Source organism: Streptomyces sp. NPDC043853 (assembly GCF_056436025.1).
In genome coordinates this window covers 34,433-59,992 of the sequence record NZ_JBWKDJ010000021.1, presented here as the reverse complement: position 1 = coordinate 59,992, position 25,560 = coordinate 34,433, and the positions used below count along the sequence as shown (strand labels likewise).

Here is a 25,560-nt window from a genome sequence, read left to right as displayed (position 1 = left end):
GGACTTGCGTCACCGGCCCTCCCCACGGGGTGGGCGGCGGCGGGGAAACGGGAGAATGCCTTCCTCCTGCACCGCGCATGCCCGGCATCAAACGGTGCACACCACCCGGCCGGGCATCGATTCCCCGCAACCGGACCTCCTGCCGCGCGGGCCGGGCGGCCATGCAGTACGGCACTTCCCGGCCCAGGCCGGCCGGCCACCTGATCAGGCAAGCCACGGACAGGAGGTCGGAGGTGCCCCGAGGTGTGCTCCGAGGCCGGCGAGGTGGGGGCCGGTGAGCACGGGGGCGACTCCAACGACCGGCACCGACTCCGTCACTGGCCGCACCCGCCGCGGGCCGCCCAACGCAGGACGGCTCCGCGGCCGCGTTCGGTACGGTCCACAGCGGATGTCCGCGCCGCCCCCAGCCTCCCAGCAGAGCGTTCGCGGCCAGGAAACTGCTGGTGGCCGCCCGCTGCATCGGGACCACCGGCAGCCCCGTCCTCACGGCGTCCCCCGCCACGACCAGACCCCGGCGTGGGCGTGCGCACCTACGCCCTCGCTCACGACGACGTGATGGACCGTGCACCGACCCGCCGCGGCCACGGCCGACGCGACGGCGAAGCCGATGTGCAGGGCGGGACGTCCTCGCGACCTCCGCACGCCCGGGCTTCGCCGCGGCCCGCCGGGCGACCCCCTGTTGCGCCCCCTCATGCGGGCCGCCGCGGGCCGATTGTGGCGCGACGACCTGGCCTACGCGGCACGCCGTTGGGCCCTTCGCTCCTCGGGGTGCTTTCCCGGGTGACCCGCCCACCGCCCCGGCAGGGCCGACGTCTGTTCGGACCGGGCCGGCCGAGCGGGACGGCCGGCACCGAAGGAAGGCACCCGGGTGGGCTTCAGCGGGTGTCGCGGTGACGGCCGCGGTCGTGTGGCTGACCGGTTGCGAGGAGGACGAAAGCCAGTCCCAGGGGCAGTAGCAAGAGCAGCATCACAGTCATGGCATGTCTCGTGCCCACTCTGACGGCGTCGACACGAGCGAACCGTCCCGCCCGGCCGGAGCACCCGATCCGCCTGCGGCTCCGCCCGAACTCCCCACAGCCCGCCTCGAGGTGTCCGGTCCGGAGTGATCTCGGCCCGGTGAGCGGTCATCCCTCCCGCATGCGCGGAGACCGTCCTGGCCGTCTGCGGTCAGGTCCCGCTCGCCGAAATCGGCACCGCGCTCGCAGAAGCCCCCGGCTCGTCAACGCCGGCTCCAGGACCACCCTGCTGGTCGGCCGAGGCGCCCGGGAGGCCCGGGAGGAGGCGCTGCGGCGTGCGGAACTGCGCAACGCGCCCATGGTGCTCACCCTGAAGGCCAAGGAGGGTTTCGAGCGCGACAATCCGTACCAGGTCAGTCAGATCGGGCTGATCGGCAACCCCGCCGCGTCCCACGCCCTCGACCAGTGCGACACGCTGGTCATGCCGGGCACCGACTTCCCCTGCCGCGACTGGTACCCCGACGGCTGCAAGGTCGTCCAGATCGACACCAGGGGCGAACACCTGGGCCGGCGAGTCCCGGTGGACGCCGGGCTGGTGGGCGACGTCGGAGCGACCCTGCGCGCCCTCCTCCCATGGCTGGAGGCATCACCCGACCGCTCCCACCTGGACGGCTCCCGCTCGCGCTTCGCATCGTGACCGAGGAGCAGCACAAGCTCGCCGACCCCCGCCACGACCGTCGCTGGACGGGCCCACCGCGCACCCTGGTGGACAACCGGAACCACGACGTCCGCCCCGAGGCCCTGGCCGCGTCCGTGGACCGGCACGCCGCCGACGATGCAGTCTTCACCTCAGACACGGGCATGGCCACCGTCTGGCTCTCCCGGTTCGTCACCATGCGCGGGACGCGGCGGCTGCTCGGCTCGTACGACCTCGGTTCGATGGCGAACGCCAGGCCTCAGGCGCTGGGCGCGCAGCTGTGGGCACCCGACCGTCAGGTGGGCGCGTTCTGCGGCGAGGGAGGCCTGAGCATGCTGCTCGGCGATCTGATGACCATCAAGACGTACGGACTGCCGGTCAAACTGATCGTCTTCGACCACCGCCGCCTGGGCATGGTCGAGCTCGAACAGGAGCAGGCGGGCCTGCCCGAGTTCGGCACGGAACTCGACAACCCGGACTTCGCGGCCGTCGCCACCGCCCTGGGCTCGACCGGGATCCGCGTCACCGACCCGGCCGCCCTGGACGACGCCGTGCGGCAGGCACTCGACACGCCCGGCCCGGTCCTCCTCAACGTGCTCACCAATCCCCGGGAGATCGCCGTACCGGGCAAGCCCACGGTGAGCCAGGCCTGGGGCTTCGCCATAGCCAAGGTCAAGGAAACCCCTCACGAGCGACCGGGGCTGACGGCCCGCCCGCCCACCGGCGGGCGCTCACGGCGGCTGCTCCGGCCCCACCGGCGGCTCGGGGGACTCAGAGCCCATCTCCGGCTCCAGACCCTGCGCGGGCGTGGTGGGCGGCCGCCCGACGTCCGCCCGCCAGACCTCGAAGGTCAGGCCGGTCGCCGTCGGCACGGCCAGACCGAGCAGCGAGCCTCCCACCACAAGAGCGTGTCGGAGTGTCCGGCGAGCTCGGCGTCGTCGGCGGGGCGGTAGACCAGGCAGCCGCCCGGCGTTGGGAAGACGTCCGGGACCGGCTGCGCTGCGGCGGCGGCCACAAGGACCGTCCCGGCCGCCGCGAGGGCGGCCATGGTGCCGGCGTACCAGCGGTTCGAAGTGGGTCCGGACCGGCTGGCGGGGACGATGCGCATCCCGGACGGTGGCGGTCCTGCCGTCGGCACCATCGTTTCGGTGTCGGATGCGGCGCACGCTCGACCCCAGACGGGCTCGACACCGCAGAGCCGCATCATGGGGCGCCGACTACTGCCCGAACCCCCGGTCGTGGTAGATCCCGTACACAGGCTGGGGCACCTCGGGCACGCCGAGCGCCGCTGTCACATGGTGGATGAACAGCCCGGGCCACCGCGCGAACGTCCTCGACGAGGGCCCGATGCCCGGGCCGTCATCGAACCGGCCTGCAGCAGTCCGCGCTGCCAAAGAGGCATTGCATGCCGTCGGCCGCACGGTATCTCTGTGACCGGACCTGGACTGGCGGGCCGGCCGATGGCCGGTGAGGCCCAGGCTGGAGCTGTCCAGGGCGACCGAAGCCCAACGCGAATCTCTGAGGGGATCAGGTACGGCCGGCGGCGACAACCACCTGGAAGCCCGGTCATGCGGATTCGGACGCCCGACTGATGCGTGCTTGCCTGGTGTCATCCGGTCGGCGGCCTCACGAACCGCCACTGCAGGGACTGCAGCAGGAGGGCGTTCAGCCCGCCGACGAACGTCGAGGCGTCGCCGTGTACCAGGCGGATCGGCTCCGCGGGGGAGAACCACCGGGCTCCCGGGGTGCCGTGGATCCTGGCCCGGTTGGCCGCGCCGTCAGGACCGGCGACACGGCGGAACAGGGCGTCGCCCAGGCGGTCGCGCGTCCGCGATGGCACCAGCAGGTTCAGCAACCGAGGCCGGTTCACAGTTCAAGTATCGCGCCGTCGAGCCGGTCCGGCGAAGTCCCCGTACCTGTACGCGCCAAGCCGGACGCCATGGGCCCGAGCGCTCGGCACAGACCGGCCCGCCCTCCGCGTCGCCAGGCAGATGGCGGCGTCAAGGCCGCGCGCGACACCACGCGGATCGCCCGTCGCAGGCGACTGGGGGCGATGCCCCGCAGGGGCGCGACGGGGATCGAGGCGAGTCCCGAGCCGTTCGCTGTCGCCACCCCGAAGTAACCTTCCCGCATGATCAAAGACGGCAGCGAGGCACGGCAGTGGATCGGTTCCGGGGGAGGGCCGCTCATCCTGGTACCCGAACTGGTCCTGCCGTCCTGGCAGGGATGCGACTTCGAGTCGGCCACCGGCGACGACGACTACGGCAGGGCCTGCGAGGTCGAGGGCTACCTCGGTGTGATCCCCGTCGGGCAGGCGGAGGCCCTGGTCCTCGGGGAACCGTGGTCGACCACCTACGTGCCGGAGCACGGCTGCCTCGTGTGCTGGATCGGCGCCGACTCGGAGGCCGCAGTCCTCGACGGCGTCGCACCGGCGCTTGAGGCCGGGGCGTGGGAGTCGGAGGTGCTCTGGGAGGTTCCGGGGCCCGTGGTCCTCCTGGACTCCGGTCAGCCCGGCGTTCCCGAGCCCGACGCCGGGTTCGACGACCCCGACCGGCTGCGCATCGACGTGGAACCGGGGCGCTATCTGGTCCGCGCCGCCCATGCCCAGCCGTCGCCCGGGACGACCATTCTCCTCGTCGGGCTCACGCGGCTCTCACCGGACCACCCTGGAGCCTTGCTGCCGGCATCCGGGTAAGGAGGAGACGATCCGTTTGCGGCCAGGGGCGGGCGGCCGGTGGTGCGGCCCGAAAACATGCTGTCTGTCCGCCGGCGGCGATCACCGCCCGGGTCTTCCTCCGCCGCGGTCCGGCGAGCGGCCCGTCAACCCCCGCTCACCGGCCTCCCAACGGCCCGCCGGAGCAGCAGGCGCCCGGTACCGGTGCGGGCCGCGGGCCCCGGCCCCCGCGACTCCGTGCTCGGCGCCCGAGAGCTTCGGCCTTGTCCTCGGCCTCGCCCGTCATGCCGGCCGCGGCAAGCGACCGACGGACGTGGTCCTGCTGCTCTTCGATGATGGTCTCCCGGTACCCGGGCAGACGGGGCGGGCGGCCTTGACCGCAGCTGGGGACACCGTCACCGTCCACGGCGACGACGCAGACAGCGATCCGGACCAACGGCTCGACGACCTCGCTGACCACATCTGCGACGCCGGACTGGCCGTGACCCTGGTCCCCGCCGGGGGCCGCCGGATCGACGAAGGCATCGCCCGCCTCGCCCGCGCCGGCGGACATCCCTGGCCCCTGGCCGAACTCGCGTCCGACGAGAACTCCGGCCCGTCACCCTCCACCCCCAAGGGCGCCGCGCTCGCCGCGGCCGCCGCCCGTCATCACCGGGTCGATGTCCCTGGGGGGACGGCGGCGACATGCTCCGCGCGATGAAGCCCAACGCCACGGCCAACCCGATCGCGTCCCTCGTCGAGACCACCCGCAAAGACGCCCCTGACATCGCTGCCTTGACGTCAGCGTCCCAGAGCAATGACCGAGTGGCCACTGCCATACCCGGCCCCGCCGCGAAGCGGGGAAAGACCCGACTTGCTATGTCGCCATCCACCACGGCATCGAGGCGGGGAAGTACGGAATCGGGAACGTCCGGGTGCGCCGTATTCAGCAGAGTCGGGCCCAGGGATGGACGATCCACCGGGCCGTCGTCATGCCTGACTGTCCCAGCCGTCCGCTGGGTGGAGAACGCCATCAAGGAGAGCATCCGGGAGGAAGGCGGCCAGCCGTTCCTGACCGACGACCAGGTTCCCCAGAAGGCCTACACCGAGACCTTCGCCCTGGTGGACCCGCCGGGCTGATGCGGACCTCCGGTGTCGCCTACCAGTTCCGGCACCGGGAGTTCCAGGAGTGGCTGGTGCGTCGCCCCTGGAATTCGCCGTAGGGCGGGGGCTACGGAGCGAAGAGCAGGCCCGTCAGGGAGCGGAAGTACTCCTCGGGCTCCCGGCCGCCTAGTGCCGTGTCGATGTTCCCGGTGAGGAGCAGCGTCGCGAAGCCGTGGGTGAGCGACCAGGCGGCGATGCCCGCCAAGCGGGCGTCGGGGACGTCCGGCAGGCCCGCGACGCCGGCGCGTAGTTCGGCGGAGGCCCGTTCCTTGGCTGCGAGGAGCTCCGGGTCGTCGGTGCGGAGCAGGTCCGGCTGGAACATCACCTGGAAATGGGCGGGGTGTTCCGTCGCGAACCGTACGTAGCGCACGCCGCGTTCACGTAGCTCGGGCGTCCCGGCGAGGGCCGCGGCCAACCGGTCGTACCCTTCCGTGGCGATCGCCGTGAGGAGCCCCGTGCGGTCCTTGAAGTGGTGGGCGGGGGCGGCGTGGGAGACGCCGGCGCGGCGGGCGAGGTCGCGCAGGCTCAGCGCCCCGGGGCCCTCGGCGGCGATCACGTCGAGGGCGGCGGCGAGGACGGACTGCCGCAGGTCACCGTGGTGGTAGGTCTTCCGGCTCGGCATGGCAGCAGCTTAGCCGACGTCTAGTCATTGACAAGTTTCCGGACCGACGTGCAATCTTGTCAGTGACAAGTCGTGGATGAGTGAGTCGATCACGAGGGAGACCGCCGTGGAATCCGGACGCGTACGTCAGATGTGGCACCTGCTCGAACCCCTGCACGCCCTGCTCTACTACGCCTCCGAGGCCTTCGACGAGGCCGCCTCCCTCGGCTACGACACCGCCGAGCGCTGGCCCTCCTACTTCGCCTGGCGCTCCGCCCCGCTGGGCGCGGCCGGCCCGGCCGGGGTCGCCTCGGCCTTCTACAGCTTCAGCCCCGGGATGGTCGCCCGGTACGTCCCCGGCGGGACGCCGTCCGTGCCCCCCGCCGACGTCCTCGCCGCCCGCCTCCGCGCCGTCGACCGCACCTACCGGGCCGTCCTCGGCGAGGACACCGTCAAGGGGCCCGAGCTCGCCGAGGCCGCCGCCCTCGCCCGCCGCGCCGCCGAGGCCGCCGGGACGGCCGGGCGCCCCCTCGCCGCCGCCAACGCCGCCCTGCCCTGGCCCGAGGCCCCGCACCTCGTCCTCTGGCAGGCCGCGACGGTCCTGCGCGAGCACCGCGGCGACGGTCACCTCGCAGCGCTCCTGATCGCCGGGCTCGACCCGGTCGAGGCACTCGTCTCCTTCGCAGCGGTCGGCGCCGCCCCCGAGCCGGTCTTCGAGAGCCGCGGCTGGTCCGCCGCCGAGTGGTCCGCCGCCCGCGCCCGGCTCGTGGCCCGCGGCCTCGTCGAAGCGGGCGGCGCGCCCGTGGAGGTCACCGACGCGGGTCGCGAGCTGCGCGCCGAGGTCGAGCGGCGTACGGACGAACTCGCCGCGGCCCCCTGGGACGCCCTCGGCCCGGACGGCACCGCCCGCCTGGCCGAACTTCTCGGAGGCCCCTGGCTGTCCGCGATCGGCTCCGGTCTGCTCCCCGCCGAGAACACCCTCGGCATCGGCAAGGTGTGACGCCACCCCGTGGCATCCCGAATGCGGGGTCCGCTGCACCGCTATCGCGCTCCTGGTCTGGGGCATTCGCACCTGCCTGCGTTGGTTCTGCAACCCGCTCGGCCCGGCCACCCTCCACCAGGTCCGCGCCCTCACCTCCAAGCCCGCGGCCATCGACGCCTCCCGGCTCCGGCACTCCCGGAAGGGGACCGAGCCCAGGGAGATCGAGCTGCGCGACCGGGGCTCGCTGCGCGGGCAGCTGGGCCGGCTCGGCCAGCGTGTCGGCGACCGCTTCCTTGAATGCCTTCGTGTTCCTCATGGACGCCATCCTTCAGGAAGGCCCACGGGGGCCCGGGCCGGGACCACCGGCGCCGACAGCAAATGGATGAGTGATGTCCGTCGGCCGGACAGCGCCAGCCGTCGGCGGAGGCGTCCTCCGGGGCGGTCCCCGAGCTCCACGGCCACGAAACGGGCAAGGTCACGCATGGCCAGAGAAGACTGGCCGTGTGACCTCGTGAAACCCTTCACCTGCTCAACGAAAGTCCGTCGCCGGCACATCGGCACGTCATAGGGGAACCGCCTCACCCATAGGCGGACGAGGACCTCTCGACCGCCGACAGGCCGATCCGCCGGCCGAACGTCACCGCGACCGCACAACTCCCCGAATACGGGTCTGCTGTGAGGGCTTGAAGGGGGGGAGGCTGTCAGTGCGCGACGCCGAACCGGGCCTGGCACCAGCATGTTTGCCTGGGTCATGCCCCCAGGTCCTCCGTCACGGGCAGGCACTCGGCGAGCAGGTCGACGACGTCGCGCCAGGCTCGCTGCGCGTGCTGGCGGTGGTACCCGACGCCGGGGACCACGGGGTGGTCGACCGGCGGGTGGTGGAAGGCGTGCAAGGCTCCGCCGTAGACCACGAGGCGCCAGTCGACGCCCGCGCCCTGCATCTCGGCGGTGAACGCGTCCCGTTGCGCGGGCGGCATGATCGGGTCTTCCGACCCGACCCCGGCCCACACCGGGCAGCGAATGCGCGCTGCCTCGCCCGGTCGGCCCGTGGTCAGCGCGTTGACCGTCCCGATCGCGCGCAGGTTGACGCCGTCGCGTCCGAGTTCCAGCGCGACGGCGCCCCCGGTGCCGTAGCCGACGGCGGCGATCCGGTCGGGGTCGGTCCGCGGTTCGGCGCGCAATACGTCGAGCGCCGCATGACCGATGCCCCGCATCCGGTCGGGGTCGGCGAGCAGGGGCATGCAACGGGCCAGCATCTCGTCGGGGTCGCCCAAATAGCGCCCGCCGTGAAGGTCGAAGGCCAGCGCTACGTATCCCAGCTCGGCGAGCACATCGGCCCGGCGGCGCTCGACGTCGCTGAGCCCCATGCCCTCTGGTCCGAGCAGCACCGCGGGCCGGCGGTCGACACCGGCCGGGAGCGCGAGGTGCCCGATCATCGTCAAACCGTCGGCCGGGTACTCGACCGTACGCGTCGTAATCTTCGTCATGAGACTGGACTGTAGTGATCGTCGAGCCCGGTCCGGCCGGTGTTCTGCCGCTGGCAGAACAGCACGGGTGTCCCTCTGAAAATACGGGATGGGTCCGGCGCTCAGGGCTTCGAGCTCATCCCGTTGCCCCTTTGGCGCGTATCCCGGTCACACCCCCTTACGCGCGTGGTCCGTAGGGTCGCTCAATGCCGTGAGCCTCCAACGCCCTTTCGTAGCGGGCCAGCAGTTCGTCGAAATCGGCCAGGAGGATGGTGGCAGCCTCGTGGGCGTCATCGGCGTCGCCCTGGGCACAAGCCTCCACGATCTCAGCAACGTCGCCGCGGAGGATCGACAGCGAGTCACCATGGATCAGCACCCCCGGGACGCGACGTGGGGGCAGACGGACAACCGCGTCGTTGCCCGGATCCGTGAACAGCTCAGCCTCAATGCGTTCCATCGAGCGCTCCAACAGCAGACGCCGTACTGCACCAAGCCGTAGTCATCACGGAAGCGCGGTCACAGCCGTTTCCAAGAATCGCCATCAGGGGCGCGGTCACGGTGGCGCCCTGGTCGCCGAGCCGAACACGACCACCGAGTAGTCGGCGCTCTGCACAGCCGGCGGTGATCACGGTCGAGGTTCTCGTGCTCGTCGATCCTGATCGCAAACTGCGACGAGCGGGTGACCCCGGCCGACAACGCGGCGCAACGCTTACTGAACTCCCCACTCCGTTGAACGCCGGAGTGCGTGACGATCTTCGACGGGGGCGAGGGCTGGCCTGTCGGCCTGTCTCGGGCTGGCTGTCCTGGCCGTCGGTGACCGCGTGCACCGCTTGGTGGTCGACGAGCGGGAGTGACTGGTGGATACCGCGGCTGGCTGCGGTGGTACCGATGTGGAGTTCACCCTGCCCCGTAGCGGGCGTCTGCAGAACAGAAAGGCGTGAGTCATGGAAGGAGACAACCTTGCCGCGAGCCGGTTCTCGGTTGAGCTCGGCAAATTCACGGTGGAGTCGGTGAAGGCCGTCTCCGGCTTGAACCACGGCTTCGAGGCCGGTGAGATCAAGCAGGTCGGCAAGAACGGTCAGTCGATCGTCAGGAAGCGGGCCGACGCTGCTACGAGCGGGGACGTCACCATCGTCCGTGGGCTGGAGAAGAGCCAGGTGTTCACCGACTGGGTGCGCAACACCATGGCCGGGCAGAGGCCGGACGACGTCAGGCCGGACATGACGGTCACCATGTTCGACAGCAAGGGGAACCAGGTTCGCCGCTTCACGCTGAACAACGCCTTCGCCACGAGCGCCACCGCCGATTCGGCCGGTGGTTCGGCGGGGGAGTCGGTCACGATCGCCTACGAGTCCATGACGGTCGAATAGCCGGTCGGCCGAGTCGGGCGTACAGGGTCTGCCAGCCGCCGCGGGGTGCCGTACGCCGGCCCGGGCGAGGGGTGCGTGTGCCATCGCCACGACTGCGGCGGCCTGGTCCCGGTCGACGGGTGCGCCGAGCACGGCCGGGCTGCCGGTGCGGTGCTGGAGTGGCATCCCGGCGGCGGTATCCGTTGCACGGCCCTACAGTGCAGCCGTGCAGAGGCCGAACGCGCCGGCACTGTGCCGGCCCGGCCGGACCCGCCGGAGCCCCCGATGTGGGGTCGGGGGCTGACGGCTGGTCCGGCGGTGGCGGGGCGTAACCGGAACGCCGCACTCGCGTTGCCAGGAAATGAACAACACCAAGCGCGCACTGGCAGCTCCGGCACGTGCTGGCGTTGCGCTGACCATGTCCGGAACAGCCCACGCCGACATGAACGCCAACGATCGCGACGATCCGGCAATCGTCGGGGCCCCCAAGCAAGGCGGCGGCGTAGCAGCCTCGCTCCCGGATCCCCCAAGTCCCCCTCTTGCCGCGATCCCGGGAATCGGCGGCCTTCTTGGCGGCGGAGCCAAGAGTGGCGGCGGCGGCCTGCTGGGCCTCCCCCTCCCCATCTAGGCTGCGGCGGCCTGGTCCCGGTCCCTCGGCGCCGTCGCTCTCCGCCGCGCCGCCGTCCACGCGCGGCGGCGGTGGGCCACCTTGATCCGCTGCGCAGCGCTGGCTGAGGGGCGGGCGCAGGTCGACCTTTCGGTCCCTTCGGCCTCCCCCACTCCCCCTTCGGCTGGCCGCAGCTCGTCACCTGGTCGCCGAGCCAGACCGGCCCTTGCGCGAAGTGCCACCGGCCGCCCGTCGTGCGGTGTCCGGAGTCCGGGGGAGAAACCCGTGCGGGCCTGCCGCGTTGAAACCGTGAGGGGACGGGTGGGCGTGGAGGGGTGGGTGGGATCTGGCAGGCGGGGTGGGGGTGGAGGCGGTAGCCGCCCTGGGGAGATGGGCGGTCTCGGGCGGCGGCGGCCGCAGTCTCGGCGGTCCGGCGGCGTACCGCGCGGCGGTGGGCGTGGTGGCCGGGTTGTTGGCTGTGGTCCTCGTCGCCTTGCCGGGGCAGGCCAGTCCCGGGGACCGGGCCGGGGTGTCGTGTGCCGGGGGGCGGGTGTTGAACGTGGTCGCGCATCATGACGACGACTTGCTCTTTCTGGCTCCTGATCTCCTCACGGCCCTTGAGAACCCGCTGGTGTGTGTCCGGACGGTGTTCCTGGTCGGGTCCTTCTACGACTTCAAGCACCGGCGGCCCACTCCCGTCGAGCAGTTCCGGTACCTGCGCGAGCGGGAAGCGGGGGTGCGCTCCGCCTACGCGGCCGCGGCCCGGGGGGACCAGACCGGCTGGCAGTCCGCGCCGTATGCCGCCGGCGGGATCACCGCCACCTTGTGGAGGCTGGAAGGAGGCCGGGTGTCGGTGGTGGAGGTACGGATCCCGGACTCGGCCGCCACGGCGGTGCGTGGGCGGCAGCTGTGGTCGTTGTACGCGGACGGTCTGCCCGCGACCGCCCTTCCCGGCGATCAGGCGCAGCCGCCGCAGGACGTCTCCCGAGAGGTGCTGCTGGACTTCCTGCGCAGCGTGGTCGGCGACTTCCATCCGAACGTGGTGAACACCCTGGATCCCACCGCGGACCAGCAGCCCGGCCCGGCAGGCGGGTACAACTTCAACCTCGACCACGTCGCCACCAGCCGCCTCGTCGTCGCCGCGCTCGCTCGCCCGGAACTCGGCCGGACACCCCCGGTGGTGTTCTACCGCGACTACAGCGCCCGCCTTGAACCCCCGAACCTCGACGAGGCCGCCGCCCGCGACAAGTGGCGGTTCTTCGGCCGCTATGCCCTCCACGACATGGACATCTGTCCCCACTCCCACACGCCGTGCGTGCCGGCCGGGGTCTACGCGCCATACCGCAGCCGGCAGTACCGGGCCGACGCCGCCTGGCGCGGCGACCTGCGCCTGCCCTACCCCACGGGACCTGGCAGAGCCACGCATGGACGGCCGGTACCGGATCCTCAATGCCGCCACCGGCCGCTACCTCGCCGCCGACGGCGACCACCTCACCACCAGCACTGCGACCGCCGACCCCAGACGCCAGGAATTCACCCTGAAAGCCGCACCCGGCGGCTGGAGACTCGCTCAGTCCGACGGACGGTGCGTGGATGTCCCCCGCTCCAGCCTGCACCCGACCGCACTGATCATGTTCGGGTGCACCGGCAAGGCGAACCAGTCCTTCATCCTGCGCGGCACCTCGGCCAACGGCTACACCCTCACCCCCGCCCACTCCCGCCTCCCCCTCACCGCCCGTGGCCAGAGGGGAGCACAGGACCGCCCCGACGGCGGGCCGGACCAGCGATGGCAGCTGATCCCCGTCCCGCTGCCCTTGCCCCGCTTTTCCCTCCGGTAGTCACTGTTTGTGATCCACCGACGCCCGGCCGGACGGAGCCCCTGAGGTGAGCCGGGTCCTCGGAACTGAGCGTCGTGGTTGTCCTTCGGGGCCGACTGCCATGCTCAGTCACACAGTGTGTCTGGTGACTGTCCTGTGTCAACGAACCTGATCAGAGGCTCTGGTGCTGAGGGTGCGACGGTGGCACCGGACCCGGCCGGGCCGACCGGGCTCATGGGCGGCGGGTCATGAGCCCGGGGGCGTCGGTGCTGCGGGTGGTTAGGCCAGGACTTGCAAGACGAAGGTGATGATGGCCTCTGCAGTCTCCCGCAGGAAGCTGAGCCCGCCGTTCACGGTGCTGTCAGCCTGTTGAGAAGGGGCGGCGTGGGCCGGCATGGCGGCGGTGGTCAGGAGGATGACGGTGGTGGCGGCCGCGGTGGTGGCGGCGCGCTTGATCTTCTTGTTCATGCTCAGGGCAACGAGGCTGCGCGGTGTCGCGCTTCTTCGGGTGACCGAGGCTCACCGTAACGGGTGGTGCTGTTCTGCTCTTCGGCCCTGCTCCCGACGGCCGGCAAGGGCGTTGCATCGATCAGTGTTCGATGGCACAGGACAGTGACACAGTGCGGTGACGGAAGGGCTGGTCACGCCGTGGGCGGCGCGGCACAGTTCGGCCATGTCCACAGCGCCCGGCCGGTTGCCGGGCCGGGTGCCGGGTGCCGGGTGCCGGGTGCGGGCCGTGCCGGGCGGTGCGGTGCGGGCGCGTGGGTGCTCGGCCGGGCCTTCGCCCCCGAATACCGGGCACACCCGCAGTCCGGTTACTACACGGAGAGCAGTCGAACCCGGGGCCGCTGGACTGGCCTGTGCCCGTGTAGGCCGTACCGCGGGCCAGCACGGTCAAGAGCCCGGCTTGCCGGAGTGGGGCCGACGCGATGCAGACGGGGTTCACCCCGCCGCCGTGGCCGCTATGCCCGGCCGGGGCCCGTGTCGGCGAGGTGTCAGGACGGTCTGCCGAGTCCCCCGGTCTCCTGGGCCACGGTCCACACCAGCTGCTGGAAGCCTGGCACCGGGGCGGAGCGCGGACCTGCCGGGGCGGACGGCCCGGCCGGCAGGTACGCGAGGTGGCAGCGCCCGCAGGTGAACGCCGCCTCCCACACCGCGAACAGCGCGGGGAAGACTGCTGTCTGTGCTCGGAACCGTTTCTTGGCCGCCCGCCGCGCCAGCGCACGCCGGAGCACTGTGGCCACGGCACCGGCCAAGGAGGGCAGGCCCAACACACCCCAGAAGACCATCGCGCTGCGCCCTGCGCCGGGCTCGCCGCTTGCCAGCACCGGCAGCGTCATCAGGGCCACGACCACCGGCACGGCGAAGAGTAGGGCCAGCGCGCACCCGCCCCGCTGCCGGTCCAGGACCGGCTGGGGCGGCGGCGCCAGCTGCTGGGCCAGCAGAGTGCTCGAGACCCCCGAGGTGTGAACGGTCGAGCGTCCGAAGACGGCTACCGACCCCACGCCCGGCGCAAAGCCGGTCCCTGACGAGTAGCCGGTCGACACACCCGCGTAGGTCCCGGTCTGTTCCTCGTACACGGCGCGCACGCTGCGCACCTGGTCGATCGCCCCGCACTGCGGACAGCTCGTGCCACTCATGGTTCCCGTTCCCTCGCCGCTTCCAGCAACCGTGATCATCACACGTTCGACGTCGTCGGCTCCGCGCGGTGAGCATGGCGATCACAGTTGTAGCGCAGACGCGCAGCCTGAGCGCGGGCGGGCCCTCGCACCGGATGACGGGTACCCGAGGGTCATGGGGGAGCAGCAGGCCTGCCTCAGATGTCGATCGCGTCGATGGTGAAGCCGCCACGTTTTTCGGCGCGTTCGAGGTAGGTGATCCACTTGATCCAGTCGCCGGTACTGATGCCTACCGGGCCGCGACCGCCTCGGAAATCGTCCGCCTCTGCCCCCTCGCGCTTCCCGACGGAGGCGATGACGGCCATCACTTCGTCGTCGGAGTGCAAGCGGTAGGCGGCCAGCGCCTCAGTGATCTCCTCTGGGGTGACGACATACTCGCCGTAGTCCTCCAACTTGTGAAGGGCAATGCCGGAGACCACCTCCGGCCGCCAGACGCGATGCGCGTCGCAGGCCTCGTCGTACGCCGCTTTGGCCGCTGCGAGCGCTTCGGGGTCCGTGGCCTTCAGGGCTTCGTGTTCCGCACCCCAGTACAGGAAGCTCGGCTGCGCCGGATACCGGGGCCGCTCGTAATCGGTCATGAGCATGTTCAGCTCATCCATCGCGACCAGGCGGTACCACATCTCCCCCACCTGGAGATGGAAGTGCGAGAGGTCAGCTGCCTTCAACGCCTCCAGGGCACGGTGGACCTTCCGCTGCGCGGCTGCGTATCCCGGAATGGTGTCGAGTCGGTGCTGATGTATGTTGCCGGTCCGGCTGTAGGGATCGAACGGCGGACCGGGAGGAAGGGCGTCGCGTTCGTCACACGCCCGCCTGAACGCGAGGTTCGCCTCCTCGTGGACGGCCATTTCTTCGGGCGTCATCGGCTGGACGGTCGTCATGCTGGGCACGCGCTCTCCTCGGTGAATGGTGAGACCGGCAGCCGGTCGCGGCGCGTCAGACCGGCGACGAATCAATGAGGATCAGGCCGATTCGCCATCGAAACCCGGTTCGCAACCCCATTGGAGAATGATCACCTGTCGTGAACGAGCGGGGCAAGACAGTAAAGGGGACGACGCGAAGCGGCTGTGCTTCCCGGCCGGGCTACCGCGCGGGTTATCTCTCGGACTGACCACCGGGGTGGATGGCGGCGCCGGAAGCTGTTGTGGCTCTGGCCGGCCGTGGTGCCCAGGCCCGTCTGTCCTTCCTGGCCCATGCGTCGGCGATGGCGTAGGGCGGCGTCCTGGAAGCGCTCCGGTTCCCTTTCACAGCCATGAACGGCAGGCTTCCGCACGAGAACCGCACGGCTGGCGCCAATATCGGGGTCGTGCCAGGATTGAGGGAATCGATCGGGCCTTCAAAGCGCGGCGGTGCTACATGCCCCCGGGGGCGCTGCTCCCCCATGTGCAATCGCCAGGCAGCGAAACCAGACGCTCGGGCTGGCTGGGCGCATGTCCAGCAGGCATGTGCGCAAGCACTTCGGCCTTGCTCACCGTTCACGTTCTCCGGGGGAGTTCCCCACATGCTCAAGTCCGATCGAAGCGAACCTGTGCACTCCGCCCAGAACCGCCCCCAGCAGCTCGCCGATTCGGCGCCCCGCCGTCCTGGTGGGACCGTCGGACCCCAGAGAACGCTTCAGCCGTTCGCTGAAGTCGGCGTCCTGGCGACACCGCAGCCCCCGCCCAACCCGCCGGATGGCAGCCTGTCGCTTCGCGACGAGTGCCGATGTATCGGGACACCTGGCCATGCGAGGTGGAGTGATGAACGTTCAGCGCTCCCGTCCAGACTCGAACGGGATCATCAAGCGGTTGGCGCCGCGAGCAGCGCGCCCGGGACAACGGACGCGGTCGTACCCGGGGCGGCGGCGGACGCGGCCGATGACGCTGTCCGCGACGCTGGTCGCGGTGCTGCTCGTCGCCGGGTGTACCTCAGCAGAAGGAGCGTCCTCGGGCCCTGGTGAGCAGGCCGCGCCTGCCGGCGCACGGGCCGCTGTGACCGTGCCGGACAGCTTCAGCCCCGTGGTCGTTACACCGATCAGCGATCCGACGTTTCCCTGGCTGGGCAGCGACCAGAAGTACCACGTCTCTTACGACTTGCAGTTGACCAACGCCTCGCGGCTGCCGGCCACGCTCACCAAGGTGCAGGTGGTCGACGCCAAACGACCTGACACTGTTGTCGCCACCCTCTCCAGTCGTCAACTGGTCAATCCCGAATGTGAGTACGGAGCCTGCAATCTGCTGCGGACGCTGCCCTCGTCGAACGCGACCGACACCGTCATGCCTCCCGGCCAGTCCCGAGCCCTGATGGTGGACCTGACCTTCGACTCGCTGGACCAGGCGCCCGCCGAGGTCATGCACCGGCTGTTCCTCACCGGGCAGGCCGTGCCCCCGGCCACCAAGCCGAGCCCGGTCAACTACCTCGCCGCGCCCTTCAACATCTCCTCCGGCAAGCCGCGGATCATCGCACCCCCGCTCAAGGGGGACGACTGGGTCGCCCTGAACAGCTGCTGCGGCACCGGCGGGTCGCACCGCATCGCGCTCAACTCTCTGAACGGCAAACTGGCCAACTCCCAGCGCTTCGCCATCGACTGGATGAAACTCACCGACGACGGAAAGTTCTACAGCGGCGACAAGACGAAGAACGAGAGCTACGCCGACTACGGCGAGGCGGTCTACGCGGTCGCCGACGGCACCGTGAGTTCGACGCTCGACACGGTCGAGGCGGGCACCCCCGGCATCCTGCCCGCCAACGACCCCGTTCTCGGTCCGAAGATCACCGTCCAGAACGTGGACGGCAACAACATCATCCAGGACCTCGGCGATGGCGTCTGGGCCATGTACGCCCATCTGATCAAGGGCAGTCTGCTGGTCAAGCCGGGGGACAAAATCAAGAAGGGCCAGAAGATCGCGGATCTGGGCAACACCGGCAACTCCAACGCCCCTCACCTGCACTTCCAGCTGATGGACGACCCGTCACTGCTGCAGGCCGACGCCGTCCCCTACGTCATCGACCGCTTCACCTACCGGGGCCAGATCCCCTTCACGACCTGGCTGACCACCGACAACTACCTCAGCGGCACCTTCCTGCAGGGCAGGCTGCCCGAGCCCCAGTCCCGCACCGATGAGCTGCCCCTCGTCCTGGCCGTCGTCGACTTCCCGGACTCGTGAGTGATGATCTGTGTGTGTCGGTGGGTGTTCGGAGGTGAGGTGAAAGTGGTGTGAGTGTGCGGGGCGGTGGCAGCGGTTGGTCGTCAGCGGGTGATCGGGGCTCTCGCTGCGGCATCCGACAGCGACATGGCCGCCTTGGCCCTGCCCGACCTCATCCCGCACGCCGCGCCGCCCGGCGACTGGAACACCCCAGCCTCCCTGCGTCCTGCCATCCGGGAAGAGAAGCGATGACGAGCCAGCTGCCGCCGCGGGATACCGATCACTACACCCAGCTCGCGGACACCGCGGTCGTCACGACCCGGGCGCTCCTGGCGGCCAGGGAGAACATCGCCGACACGATCGAGGCCAGGGCGATGATGTGCCTCCACTATGACCGGCCGTTGATGTAGTGCCTGGGCTGGTTCTCTGACACTGCCAATGTCCCAGCAGCCAGCGGAGCAGCGAGTCCGTGCCCAACTGGTTGCCGGCCTTGTGGGCACCGCTTTGGACAGCGAGGTCCGCCGCAGGATGACCGCGTGGAGGGCTGACCGGCGCAGGGAGGCCGAGGCCGCCGACCTGGCCGCTGGGGCCGCACGCCCCGTTGGCGCCTGGCCGACAGCCGACCACCAGCAGCCCCGTTCTAACTTGATCTTTAACGTGTGCCGTCGAACGGTACGTCGTACTTGATCACTCGGTTCGGTATCCGCCGTACACGGAAGCGGCCTTCGTCTGAACATGTGCTCCGACCAAGGAACACACACGTCCAGCACGAAGGCCGTGAGGATGAGTCTGCTGCATCGTGATGGCCGGCAGGAGCTGCCGGCGGAACTGTCACGCTTCCGGGGTGAGTTCTATGCCTGTCTCACCGCTCGTTCGGATGCTCTGTTCGAGCTGGCCGACGCGGTCTTGTGCGGTGACGGGCCGGTGAGGTCGCTGGCCGAGCTGTCGCTGGTGGGCGAACACCGCCGCGGGCACGGAGGACTCTACGCCGCTATTTCAAAGGGCCGGGTTGACGCGGACCGGATGCGCCGGGGCCGGGCTCCGTGCCGCTGCCGCGGGCGGTCGACGGGCGGCTGGTCCTGGCCGTCGATGTCACGTGCTGGCTGCGGCCGAACGCCCACACCTCACCAGAGCGGATCCTGTGCCACACCTACGGCCGGGGCAAGGACCAGCACATCCCCGTTCCCGGGTGGCCGTACTCGATCATCTGCGCGCTGGAGCCCGGCCGCAGCTCGTGGACCGCACCGCTGGACGCTCTGCGTCTGGCACCCGGGGACGACACCGCCACTGTCACCGCCCGGCAGTTGCGCGAACTGGTCGAGCGGCTGATCACCGCAGGTCAGTGGCAGGCCGGCGACCCGGACGTCCTCATCATCGCGGACGCCGGATACGACGCACCACGCCTGGCCCACCTCCTACGTGACCTGCCGGTCCAGGTCCTGGCCCGGATGCGTTCGGACCGCGTCCTGCGCAGGCCGGCCCCGCCCCGGCAGCCCGACACCATGGGCCGTCCGCCCCGGCACGGCGGCGAGTTCGTCTTCAGGCAGCCCGACACCTGGGGCACCCCGGACACCGAGACCGTCACCGACACCCGCCTCTACGGAACCGCCCGAGCGCGCTCGTGGGACCGGCTCCACCCCAAGCTCACCCACCGCTCGTCCTGGGCCGCAGCCGACGGCACCCTTCCGATCGTCGAGGGAACCGTGATTCGCCTGGACATCGATCACCTGCCCAGCGGAGCCACCCCGAAGCCGGTCTGGCTGTGGTGGTCGGGCACCGGCGCAGACGCAGCGGACACAGACCGGCTCTGGCAGGCGTATCTGCGTCGTTTCGACATCGAGCACACCTTCCGCCTGTTCAAGCAGACTCTCGGCTGGACCTGCCCGAAGATCCGCACACCTGAGGCCGCGGACCGCTGGACCTGGCTGATCCTCGCCGCCTACACCCAACTGCGACTGGCCCGGCCGCTGGCAGCCGACCGGCGCCGCCCATGGGAGAGGCCCGTCTCCTCAGACAGGCTGACCCCGGCACGTGTCCGACGCGACTTCCGGCACATCCGCCCCAAGCTCGTCTGCCCGGCCCGAGCACCGAAACCCACTCGCCCCGGACCCGGACGACCTCCAGGCCGAAAGAACACCCGGCCCACCCCACGCCACGACGTCCACACGCCGAGCAGAACGGGCCCTGCAGTGTCCAGGAAGGCGAAGTCGACTACCCCACGACCCCGCCGCACAGGTTAAAGATCGAGCTAAAGGGTGTTGCAGAAGGTCCGGGTCGGGCAGGCCTGTGCGGCGTTTGACCTGCTGTTTTCACCCTGCTTGGGCGAGGTTGTGCATGGTGGCGACGGCCTGGACGGCCTGGACGGCGTGGTGGAGGGCGTCTCCTTTCTGGCGGCAGTCGCGGAGGATCTTCCAGTTCTTCATCCGGGCGAAGGTGTGCTCGACGCGGGCGCGGACCCGTCGGTGTTCGGCGTTGTCCTCCTCCTGGCCGCGCAGGAGAGGGCGTCCGGCCCTCCTGCGGTGCGGGACGATCAGGCCGGTGCCGAGGCAGGCCCCGTACGCGATCACCGTCGTCCCGGCCGCCGCGGCCGGCAGGTCCGACTCCCGCCAGACGTGGGCATCGGCCTTGTTCCCGGGCGCCGGCCGGGCCGAGGCGACGACCAGGCGGGTGTCAGCGTCGATGATGACCTGCACGTTTGCCGAGAACCGGTAGGTGCGGGAAGAGGCGCCGACCGTGCGGTCGCGGACAGGGATCAAGGTGCCGTCCACGATCCACAGCGGTCCATGTCGACGACAGGCCGTGGGGCGGGCTCCAGCGCCAGCAGCGGGCGGAGTCGTTGCATGCCCCGGCAGACGGTGGCCGGGAAGATCCCGAAGAGCGGGGCGAGCTGCCGCATGATGAGGTTGGTGCGGTAATAGACGGCCACCAGCAGGACCCGGTCTGCCAGCGGCAGGCACCACGGCCGGCCGCCACCGCCCAGGCCCGTTCCCGCCCCGCTCCCGGACCACCTTCACCAGCTTGCCGAACCGGTCGATCCGCAAGCCCGTGAACGTCTCCACCCACACCGGCTCAGCCCGCAACACCCCACCCATACAGGCAAAATGCCCATGACCGAACCTTCTGCAACACCCTATAGCCCATGACAAGATCGAGGCCCCCATCGGTATGCGGTCGGCTTCGTTGGTCGTGGTCGGCGCTGGCCCCCGCGGCCTGGTTCAGCGTCAACGCCTTCGTCGTCCCCGACGGCGACGGCGGCGCCGACTGCGGAACTGGTACGTCAACTTCGAGCACCCCACCCGCCGCACCAAGGCCGGGTTCGACACCTTCGACCTCACCGTCGACCTGGTCATCGCGCCCGATCTCACCCGCTGGGAGTGGAAGGACGAAGATGAGTACGCCCCCGTGCGCCGTCTCGGGATCGTCTCCGGCACCGAGCACCAGGCCGTCGATGCCGCCCGCGCCGAGGTGCTGACGATGCTCGACGAACGTTCCGGGCTGTTCACGTACGCGGAGCGGTGGGAGCCGGCCTGGCCCACGCCGCGCCTGCCCCGGTCCCGGGCGGCCGCGAACAGGGTTGCACCGGAGGGAGGCTGAACCGTTGCCTGGACGGTGCATGTGGCGGGGGACCGGAGGTGTTGCCGGAAGTGGGAGCCTGGCAAAACGGACACCACTCGTTGTCCATGGTCAGCCCCGGTGGGCAAGCTTCCCCGCGAGGACGACACCCCTTACCCACGCGATAGCCGTGGGTAAGGGGATCCCTCTCCGGCTGTGGCCGGGCGCCGTGCGTCGTTTTCATAGCCCTGATCGCGGTCCACGCCCTGCCGGGCTCCACTGTCCGGTGCCTGCCCCTGACCGCCCTTGACCTGTCCGCCGCCACCCTGACCACCGGCCCCGGCCTGCTGGCGCACGTCGTCCGCTTGGAAAACCTCACCTACCGGCTCGCCGCCGACTGGCTCGCCGAACGACACCGCCGATGGCTGGTCGCGATCAACCCGCACCTGTTCATCTCACAGCAGTCCGGGCGCGACACCACTCACCCCACTGTCAGCGCCCACATGTTCAAGACCAACATCGCCCGCGCCGGACTGACCATGCAGCAGGTCCGCCAGGACCGCACCCTCTTCGAAGCCCGCCAGCCCGACTCGCTCCACCTGATGAGGCTCTTCGGCATCGGCATCGGCGACGGCGCGGCCATGTGCTACATCAGCGGCGCTCACCCCAAGCGCACAGCCAAACTTGCCCCCCGCAGCCCGGGCCTGGCCTGCGCCGAGTCCATGGGCCGGGCGAGCAACCTTCAGACGGGCACCTGGGGTTCAGGCTGCCAGCGAAAAGGGGGCCCGTACCGCTCGGCGCTGTTGGCGACCGCGACCGGAGAGAGCTCCACGCTGCTGCACTTGACGCCCTGCGCCCTGAGATGACGGATCGCCGCTGGGTACCGGCCACGGGCGGCCCCCTGCTCACGCCGGGGGATGCCGTGCGGCAGCACCGTGTTGCGACTCACGGACACTCCGGGTTCCCGACTCTGCTGTTCAGCCCCGGCTCTCAGAGGGTGTAGGCGAGGCCGTGGGTGGCCGCGATGTCCTCCGAGGCATGGCCGGCGTGAATCAGCACCGGGTTGCCGTCCACGTTCTTCACCTTCAGAGTCGTTCGAATCCTGCTACAGCCGCCCAGCTGGTCAGCCGTGAGGTTCAGGGTGTTCGTGGCGCTCTGATGGTGCTTGGCATCAGAGATGTTCCACTTGGCGATCGGCCCCTTGACCGGACCCCCGCAGGGGGTGCCGTCGGGCTGCTGTGGCTGTGCCTCGATCCAGGTTTCCACGGCGGTGCCCTCGTAGGCCTCCGTACCGCCGGCGCAAAGACGCGAGCCGGCGGTGCAGGAAGTGAGTTTGGTGTCCTGCACGATCGTCGTACGCCCATCGCCTGTCGGCGGGGTGTACGTGTAACCGAGGGTGGTATCCGTCGAACCCCGCGCCACGGTGGTGGCGGACGCGCCGGGCAGCGTCCAGCGCACCGCCCCGGGCACGGATCGGATCCCGAGTTCAGCACCGGCGGGGACACGCATGGTGATCTGACGCGTGGGCGTGACGACGCTGGAGTAGGACACCACCGACAGCCGGCACTGGTAGCTGCCGTCCGTCGGAGCCCGGAACAGCCAGCGCACACCCGCCCTCAGCTCGGACTCACCGGGAGGGACCATGTTCGCCGCCCAGTATGCGCCGCTCTCCGTACCCTGCGGCAGCGACTCCCCGTTCGCGTACCGGCAGCGCACCGCGAACGTCACCCCGATGTTCTCGCCCGCCCGCAGGTTCGTCACCGCAACCGCGGAGAAGTTGCGCGACCAGGGCCTACGGTGTCCGAAGGCTCCAGACCCCCACGGGCCACATGCACCCCCGCGTACAGCACACTTGCCGCTATCAGCAGTCCACCCACTACGGCCAGCCATACCCGCGAGCGCCCGGCGGGCCAAACCGGCGTGAAGCGAAGACAGAATGAGCGCGCCGGGCTTCAGTACCCGCGGTCCCACCAGAACAGCGTTACCGCCGCTGCCAGCAGGAGACCAGCCCCCGCCAGGATCCTGGCGGCCCTCGGGAGCTGCCGCGGGTCCGAGAAGGCGGAGAGGAGCAGGAGGGGGACCGAGGGGAAGAAGACGAACATCCCGAACCAGGAGCCGATCAGCGACCACGGCAGCAGCACCGCCGAGATGCTCCCGGTGGCCCATTGGAAGGCGGAAGGCCGGGCGTGGAAAAGCAGCGGTACAGCGGTCAGCCCCGTGGTTGCGACCACCAAGTCGAGTGCGAAGAAGGGGCTCCGGGAGACGATGACCGGCGGTAGAGGGGTGACCACGGCGCACACGGCCAGACCAATCTGCCACGGATGAACAATTTCGCGCACGGTGACCCGCATGGCCGCCCCCAGAACTCGATTCCTTGAACGCGTTCAAACCACCCCAGTCGATGGCAGACCCAGACGTCGGGCTCGGCGACGAACCCGTAGCCTGCTCCGGTTCGCAGCGGACCGGGGTGAGAGAGCTGGGCAGAAAGGCGAGGCACCCCCGAGGATCCAGCGGTCCTGCGGGGCGCTGGCCAGACCCCAGGCGAGGCGCGTCCTGCGTCCAGCGGGGGCGGGTAAACGCCCCGACGGACGCGGCGCACGTCCTCCTCCCAGGCGAGGAGCTCGCCGCCCGAACCTTGGCGGCGGTGGAGGCATCGCTACGGCGGCCCGACGCAGCCGCCGGCCGTCATCCACGGCACAGCCGGCCAGCCGCAGGCGGCCGGCTGTGCCGGCGAAAGCCGCGGCCGAACGAGTCGAGTGGCACTGGCTTGCTTGCGCGCACCTCGGCGAAGGCGCGGGGTTGCTGTGGGCTGTCTGGAGGCCGCATGGTGACGGGGCGGGCCCGTCCTCGGAAGGCGAGGACGGGCCCCTTTGCTGTTCGGTGAGGTCAGCTGGTGGTGAACTTGGTGTCGCTCATGACGGTCCAGGACTGCCACGGCCGGCCGTAGCGCCAGTAGGCGCGGGAGAGGATGCCGTCGGGGCCGATGGCGAAGTGTTCGACGGAGTCCGTGGCGCCGTTGTACACGGCGGCGGGAGCGCTGGTGAACTTCCAGCTGTCCCTGGTGGTCCAGCCTTGCTAGTGCTCTGACCGGGAAGGTTCACCGGGTCGTTGGTGTGGTGAAGGGCTGGGCCTGGCGAAGAAAACTGGTTGCGGGGCTGGGGCATGCCTGGGACGGTGCGGGTTTCCGCAATTCCCGTGAGGTTCCCGTGACGATTTACTTCTATGGCGCCGATGAAGTCCCTTACGGGTGCTTCTCGAACTTCTCCGACCACGGCTTCGACCTCGACGGGCTCTGGTGGCCAACCTCGGAGCACTACTTCCAGGCGCAGAAGTTCAAGGGCACCCGCCACGCGGATCTCATCGGGCGTGCGCGCACGCCGCTGCGGGCAGCGGAGCTGGGCCGTGACTCGTCCAAACCTCTGCGGAGGGACTGGGAGCGGGTCAAGGACGACGTGATGCGCCGTGCGGTGGCAACCAAGTTCCGCGCGCATGTCGATATCCGTGACATTCTGCTGTCCACCGGTGACGAAGAGATCGTCGAAGACACCACCACCGATCACTACTGGGGTCGGGGCAGAACCGGAAACGGCAAGAACATGCTCGGGCGGATTCTGGTGCGCACCCGTAACCAGTTGCGCGCCGAACTCGCCGAAACCCCCGACGGCGACGGCCGCCGCCCGAGGCGGTGATCCGGAAAACGTATGTGGTCTACCGCATGCGCAGGACGGCTCAGGCCACCGACTCGAGGATGGGGCGCCCTCCCCAGCGGATGCCTTTCTCGCTGCGGATGCGGGCGCTTTCTCGGCGTTGTGCGGCGAGTATGTCGGGGTGGGGGCGTTGGCGTTGCGCCAGCGCAGGTAGGCGTGCAGGGCCCGGGGGTTGATGCCCCACAGACGGTCGTCTCCGACCGAGTAGCAGCCGTGGAAGTACCGGACTCCGTGGGTGCGGTGGTAGGTGGCCGGCAACCGGTCGGGACGTCGCTGTTCGGCCCAGCCGGATCCCGCAGTGGGCCGGATGCCGAGCGGGCCGAACTCGTCGAACGCGAAGACCCGGTCCGGGAAGCGGTCCACACAACGCCTCGCGGCCGATGCGGATGATCCGGCCGTGGACTTTCCACAGCTAGGCACCGGTCTCCATCACGCCGTCCAGGCCGTCGCCCACATGCACAATCCTGGCATCCGCCGCGTTCCGGAACCGCGCGCCCGCCTTCTCGACGGTGTCGGTGGCTTTGGTCGGGCGGGTCCGGCGCTTTGTCTCCCGGGTATTGGAGATGCAGGTCTCGTAGGTCGAACGGGCGTCGTGCTGAGGTCTGGGCAGGGGCCACATCAGCCGGCCTCACCCTCGTCCTCGGCCTTTTCGGCCCCGCCGGATCGGCTCTCCGGGAGCGAACCACCTTGGTCCCGGGGTGCCGTGGATCCGCGCGCGGTGCTCCGCGCCGCAGGGCCCGGCGACACGACGGAAGAGGGCGTCGCCCAGGCGGTCACGGGCCCGTGGCGGCACCAGCAGGTTCAGCACGCCCGACCGTTCCACGCTTCAAGTGTCGCGCCGACGGACCGGTCCCGGATCTGCATGAACATGCTGCCGCTCCAGCCCGGTCCGCCGTCGCCGGGGCCGGGGCCCGCCACCCAGCGGCTCGGCGTCGGCCGCGGCGGCGGGTGAGGTCGGCCGTCCGGACGATCTCCCGGACGCGGCCGCCACGCTGACCGGCGCACCGCCCGGGTCCGGGCGGTGCGGCGGGGGAGGGGCCGGTCAGCGACGATGGCGGTGTCGGCCGTGGTGGTGACGTTCACCGCCGACCAGCAGAGCGACAGCGAGCGCGAGGGGGAGCAGGACCAGCACGGTGAGGGTCATGCGCCGCGCATGCCCCATGTCCGGGCACTGATGCCGGCGCCAGCGGGGAATGGCGGGCGATCGG

Annotated in this window: 21 protein-coding genes and 7 pseudogenes; 14 read left to right on the top strand and 14 right to left on the bottom strand. The window is 70.4% G+C overall.

The annotated features are described in order from the left end of the window. Positions 1–623: 623 nt before the first annotated feature. A pseudogene (locus tag AC067U_RS35285) lies at positions 624–784 on the top strand (DUF5914 domain-containing protein); the annotation flags it as partial. A gap of 362 nt (positions 785–1,146) precedes the next feature. Then, positions 1,147–2,333, top strand: a pseudogene (locus AC067U_RS35280) (thiamine pyrophosphate-dependent enzyme); the annotation flags it as partial. Between the two features lie 962 nt (positions 2,334–3,295). On the opposite strand, the pseudogene AC067U_RS35275 reads toward AC067U_RS35280, so the two are convergent. Next, positions 3,296–3,493, bottom strand: a pseudogene (locus tag AC067U_RS35275) (oxygenase MpaB family protein); the annotation flags it as partial. A gap of 291 nt (positions 3,494–3,784) precedes the next feature. Between AC067U_RS35275 and AC067U_RS35270 the strand changes: the two are divergent. Further along, entirely contained in the window at positions 3,785–4,348 is a 564-nt protein-coding gene (locus AC067U_RS35270) for an Imm21 family immunity protein (RefSeq protein WP_478833936.1), read from the top strand. A 352-nt stretch (positions 4,349–4,700) separates the two neighbouring features. Further along, entirely contained in the window at positions 4,701–5,027 is a 327-nt protein-coding gene (locus AC067U_RS35265; RefSeq protein WP_478833935.1) for a hypothetical protein, read from the top strand. Between the two features lie 510 nt (positions 5,028–5,537). On the opposite strand, the gene AC067U_RS35260 is transcribed toward AC067U_RS35265, so the two are convergent. Then, a complete protein-coding gene (locus AC067U_RS35260; protein ID WP_478833934.1) occupies positions 5,538–6,092 on the bottom strand; it encodes a TetR/AcrR family transcriptional regulator in 555 nt (184 codons plus the stop codon). Between the two features lie 76 nt (positions 6,093–6,168). Here AC067U_RS35260 and AC067U_RS35255 point away from each other — a divergent pair, with 76 nt between their 5' ends. Next, on the top strand, positions 6,169–7,071 hold the full coding sequence (locus tag AC067U_RS35255) for an SCO6745 family protein (RefSeq protein ID WP_478833933.1): 903 nt from the start codon (positions 6,169–6,171) through the stop codon (positions 7,069–7,071). Positions 7,072–7,802: 731 nt separating this feature from the next. On the opposite strand, the gene AC067U_RS35250 is transcribed toward AC067U_RS35255, so the two are convergent. Both AC067U_RS35250 and AC067U_RS35245 read right to left on the bottom strand, forming a co-directional pair. Then, complete coding sequence (locus AC067U_RS35250; RefSeq protein ID WP_478833932.1) at positions 7,803–8,540, bottom strand: dienelactone hydrolase family protein; 738 nt, start codon at positions 8,538–8,540, stop codon at positions 7,803–7,805. A gap of 157 nt (positions 8,541–8,697) precedes the next feature. After that, positions 8,698–8,976 carry a DUF6959 family protein gene (locus AC067U_RS35245; RefSeq protein ID WP_478833931.1) on the bottom strand — a complete coding sequence of 93 codons (279 nt, stop codon included), beginning with the start codon at positions 8,974–8,976 and terminating at the stop codon, positions 8,698–8,700. A gap of 487 nt (positions 8,977–9,463) precedes the next feature. On the opposite strand from AC067U_RS35245, the gene AC067U_RS35240 reads away from it, so the two are divergent. The 3 genes from AC067U_RS35240 (at position 9,464) to AC067U_RS35230 (ending at position 12,313) form a co-directional block, all read left to right on the top strand. Further along, positions 9,464–9,889, top strand: a complete 426-nt coding sequence (locus AC067U_RS35240) for a phage tail protein (RefSeq protein ID WP_478833930.1) — start codon at positions 9,464–9,466, stop codon at positions 9,887–9,889. A 340-nt stretch (positions 9,890–10,229) separates the two neighbouring features. Next, positions 10,230–10,496 (top strand): hypothetical protein, encoded by a 267-nt coding sequence (locus AC067U_RS35235; RefSeq protein WP_478833929.1) that lies wholly within the window; start codon positions 10,230–10,232, stop codon positions 10,494–10,496. A 1,403-nt stretch (positions 10,497–11,899) separates the two neighbouring features. After that, on the top strand, positions 11,900–12,313 hold the full coding sequence (locus AC067U_RS35230; protein ID WP_478833928.1) for an RICIN domain-containing protein: 414 nt from the start codon (positions 11,900–11,902) through the stop codon (positions 12,311–12,313). 258 nt (positions 12,314–12,571) lie between these two features. Here the strand turns inward: AC067U_RS35230 and AC067U_RS35225 are convergent, their stop codons facing one another. From AC067U_RS35225 to AC067U_RS35215, 3 genes are all read right to left on the bottom strand, one after another. Next, a complete protein-coding gene (locus tag AC067U_RS35225; RefSeq protein ID WP_478833927.1) occupies positions 12,572–12,760 on the bottom strand; it encodes a hypothetical protein in 189 nt (62 codons plus the stop codon). Between the two features lie 527 nt (positions 12,761–13,287). Beyond that, entirely contained in the window at positions 13,288–13,932 is a 645-nt protein-coding gene (locus AC067U_RS35220) for a hypothetical protein (RefSeq protein ID WP_478833926.1), read from the bottom strand. A 176-nt stretch (positions 13,933–14,108) separates the two neighbouring features. Then, positions 14,109–14,858, bottom strand: a complete 750-nt coding sequence (locus AC067U_RS35215; RefSeq protein ID WP_478833925.1) for a hypothetical protein — start codon at positions 14,856–14,858, stop codon at positions 14,109–14,111. Positions 14,859–15,824: 966 nt separating this feature from the next. Between AC067U_RS35215 and AC067U_RS35210 the strand changes: the two genes are divergently transcribed. From AC067U_RS35210 to AC067U_RS35200, 3 genes and pseudogenes are all read left to right on the top strand, one after another. Next, on the top strand, positions 15,825–17,114 hold the full coding sequence (locus AC067U_RS35210) for a M23 family metallopeptidase (protein ID WP_478833924.1): 1,290 nt from the start codon (positions 15,825–15,827) through the stop codon (positions 17,112–17,114). Positions 17,115–17,341: 227 nt separating this feature from the next. Further along, entirely contained in the window at positions 17,342–17,503 is a 162-nt protein-coding gene (locus tag AC067U_RS35205) for a hypothetical protein (protein ID WP_478833923.1), read from the top strand. A gap of 373 nt (positions 17,504–17,876) precedes the next feature. Next, a pseudogene (locus AC067U_RS35200) lies at positions 17,877–19,333 on the top strand (NF041680 family putative transposase). A 69-nt stretch (positions 19,334–19,402) separates the two neighbouring features. Here AC067U_RS35200 and AC067U_RS35195 read toward each other — a convergent pair. Next, positions 19,403–20,185, bottom strand: a pseudogene (locus AC067U_RS35195) (transposase family protein). Positions 20,186–20,279: 94 nt separating this feature from the next. On the opposite strand from AC067U_RS35195, the gene AC067U_RS35190 reads away from it, so the two are divergent. Further along, a complete protein-coding gene (locus AC067U_RS35190; RefSeq protein WP_478833922.1) occupies positions 20,280–20,687 on the top strand; it encodes a ribonuclease FAU-1 family protein in 408 nt (135 codons plus the stop codon). A gap of 323 nt (positions 20,688–21,010) precedes the next feature. Beyond that, on the top strand, positions 21,011–21,511 hold the full coding sequence (locus AC067U_RS35185) for a hypothetical protein (RefSeq protein WP_478833921.1): 501 nt from the start codon (positions 21,011–21,013) through the stop codon (positions 21,509–21,511). A 124-nt stretch (positions 21,512–21,635) separates the two neighbouring features. On the opposite strand, the gene AC067U_RS35180 is transcribed toward AC067U_RS35185, so the two are convergent. From AC067U_RS35180 to AC067U_RS35170, 3 genes are all read right to left on the bottom strand, one after another. Continuing rightward, positions 21,636–22,406, bottom strand: coding sequence for a hypothetical protein (locus AC067U_RS35180; RefSeq protein WP_478833920.1), 771 nt, complete (start codon positions 22,404–22,406; stop codon positions 21,636–21,638). 191 nt (positions 22,407–22,597) lie between these two features. Further along, positions 22,598–22,996, bottom strand: coding sequence for a hypothetical protein (locus AC067U_RS35175; RefSeq protein WP_478833919.1), 399 nt, complete (start codon positions 22,994–22,996; stop codon positions 22,598–22,600). 535 nt (positions 22,997–23,531) lie between these two features. Further along, on the bottom strand, positions 23,532–23,669 hold the full coding sequence (locus AC067U_RS35170) for a hypothetical protein (RefSeq protein WP_478833918.1): 138 nt from the start codon (positions 23,667–23,669) through the stop codon (positions 23,532–23,534). Between the two features lie 89 nt (positions 23,670–23,758). Here AC067U_RS35170 and AC067U_RS35165 point away from each other — a divergent pair, with 89 nt between their 5' ends. Further along, a complete protein-coding gene (locus AC067U_RS35165) occupies positions 23,759–24,334 on the top strand; it encodes an NADAR family protein (RefSeq protein WP_478833917.1) in 576 nt (191 codons plus the stop codon). 40 nt (positions 24,335–24,374) lie between these two features. Here the strand turns inward: AC067U_RS35165 and AC067U_RS35160 are convergent. The 3 genes and pseudogenes from AC067U_RS35160 to AC067U_RS35150 all read right to left on the bottom strand — a co-directional run. Further along, positions 24,375–24,764 (bottom strand): annotated as a pseudogene (locus AC067U_RS35160) (IS630 family transposase); the annotation flags it as partial. After that, positions 24,765–24,971, bottom strand: coding sequence for a hypothetical protein (locus tag AC067U_RS35155; RefSeq protein WP_478833916.1), 207 nt, complete (start codon positions 24,969–24,971; stop codon positions 24,765–24,767). 39 nt (positions 24,972–25,010) lie between these two features. Continuing rightward, a pseudogene (locus tag AC067U_RS35150) lies at positions 25,011–25,160 on the bottom strand (oxygenase MpaB family protein); the annotation flags it as partial. Between the last annotated feature and the right edge of the window lie 400 nt (positions 25,161–25,560).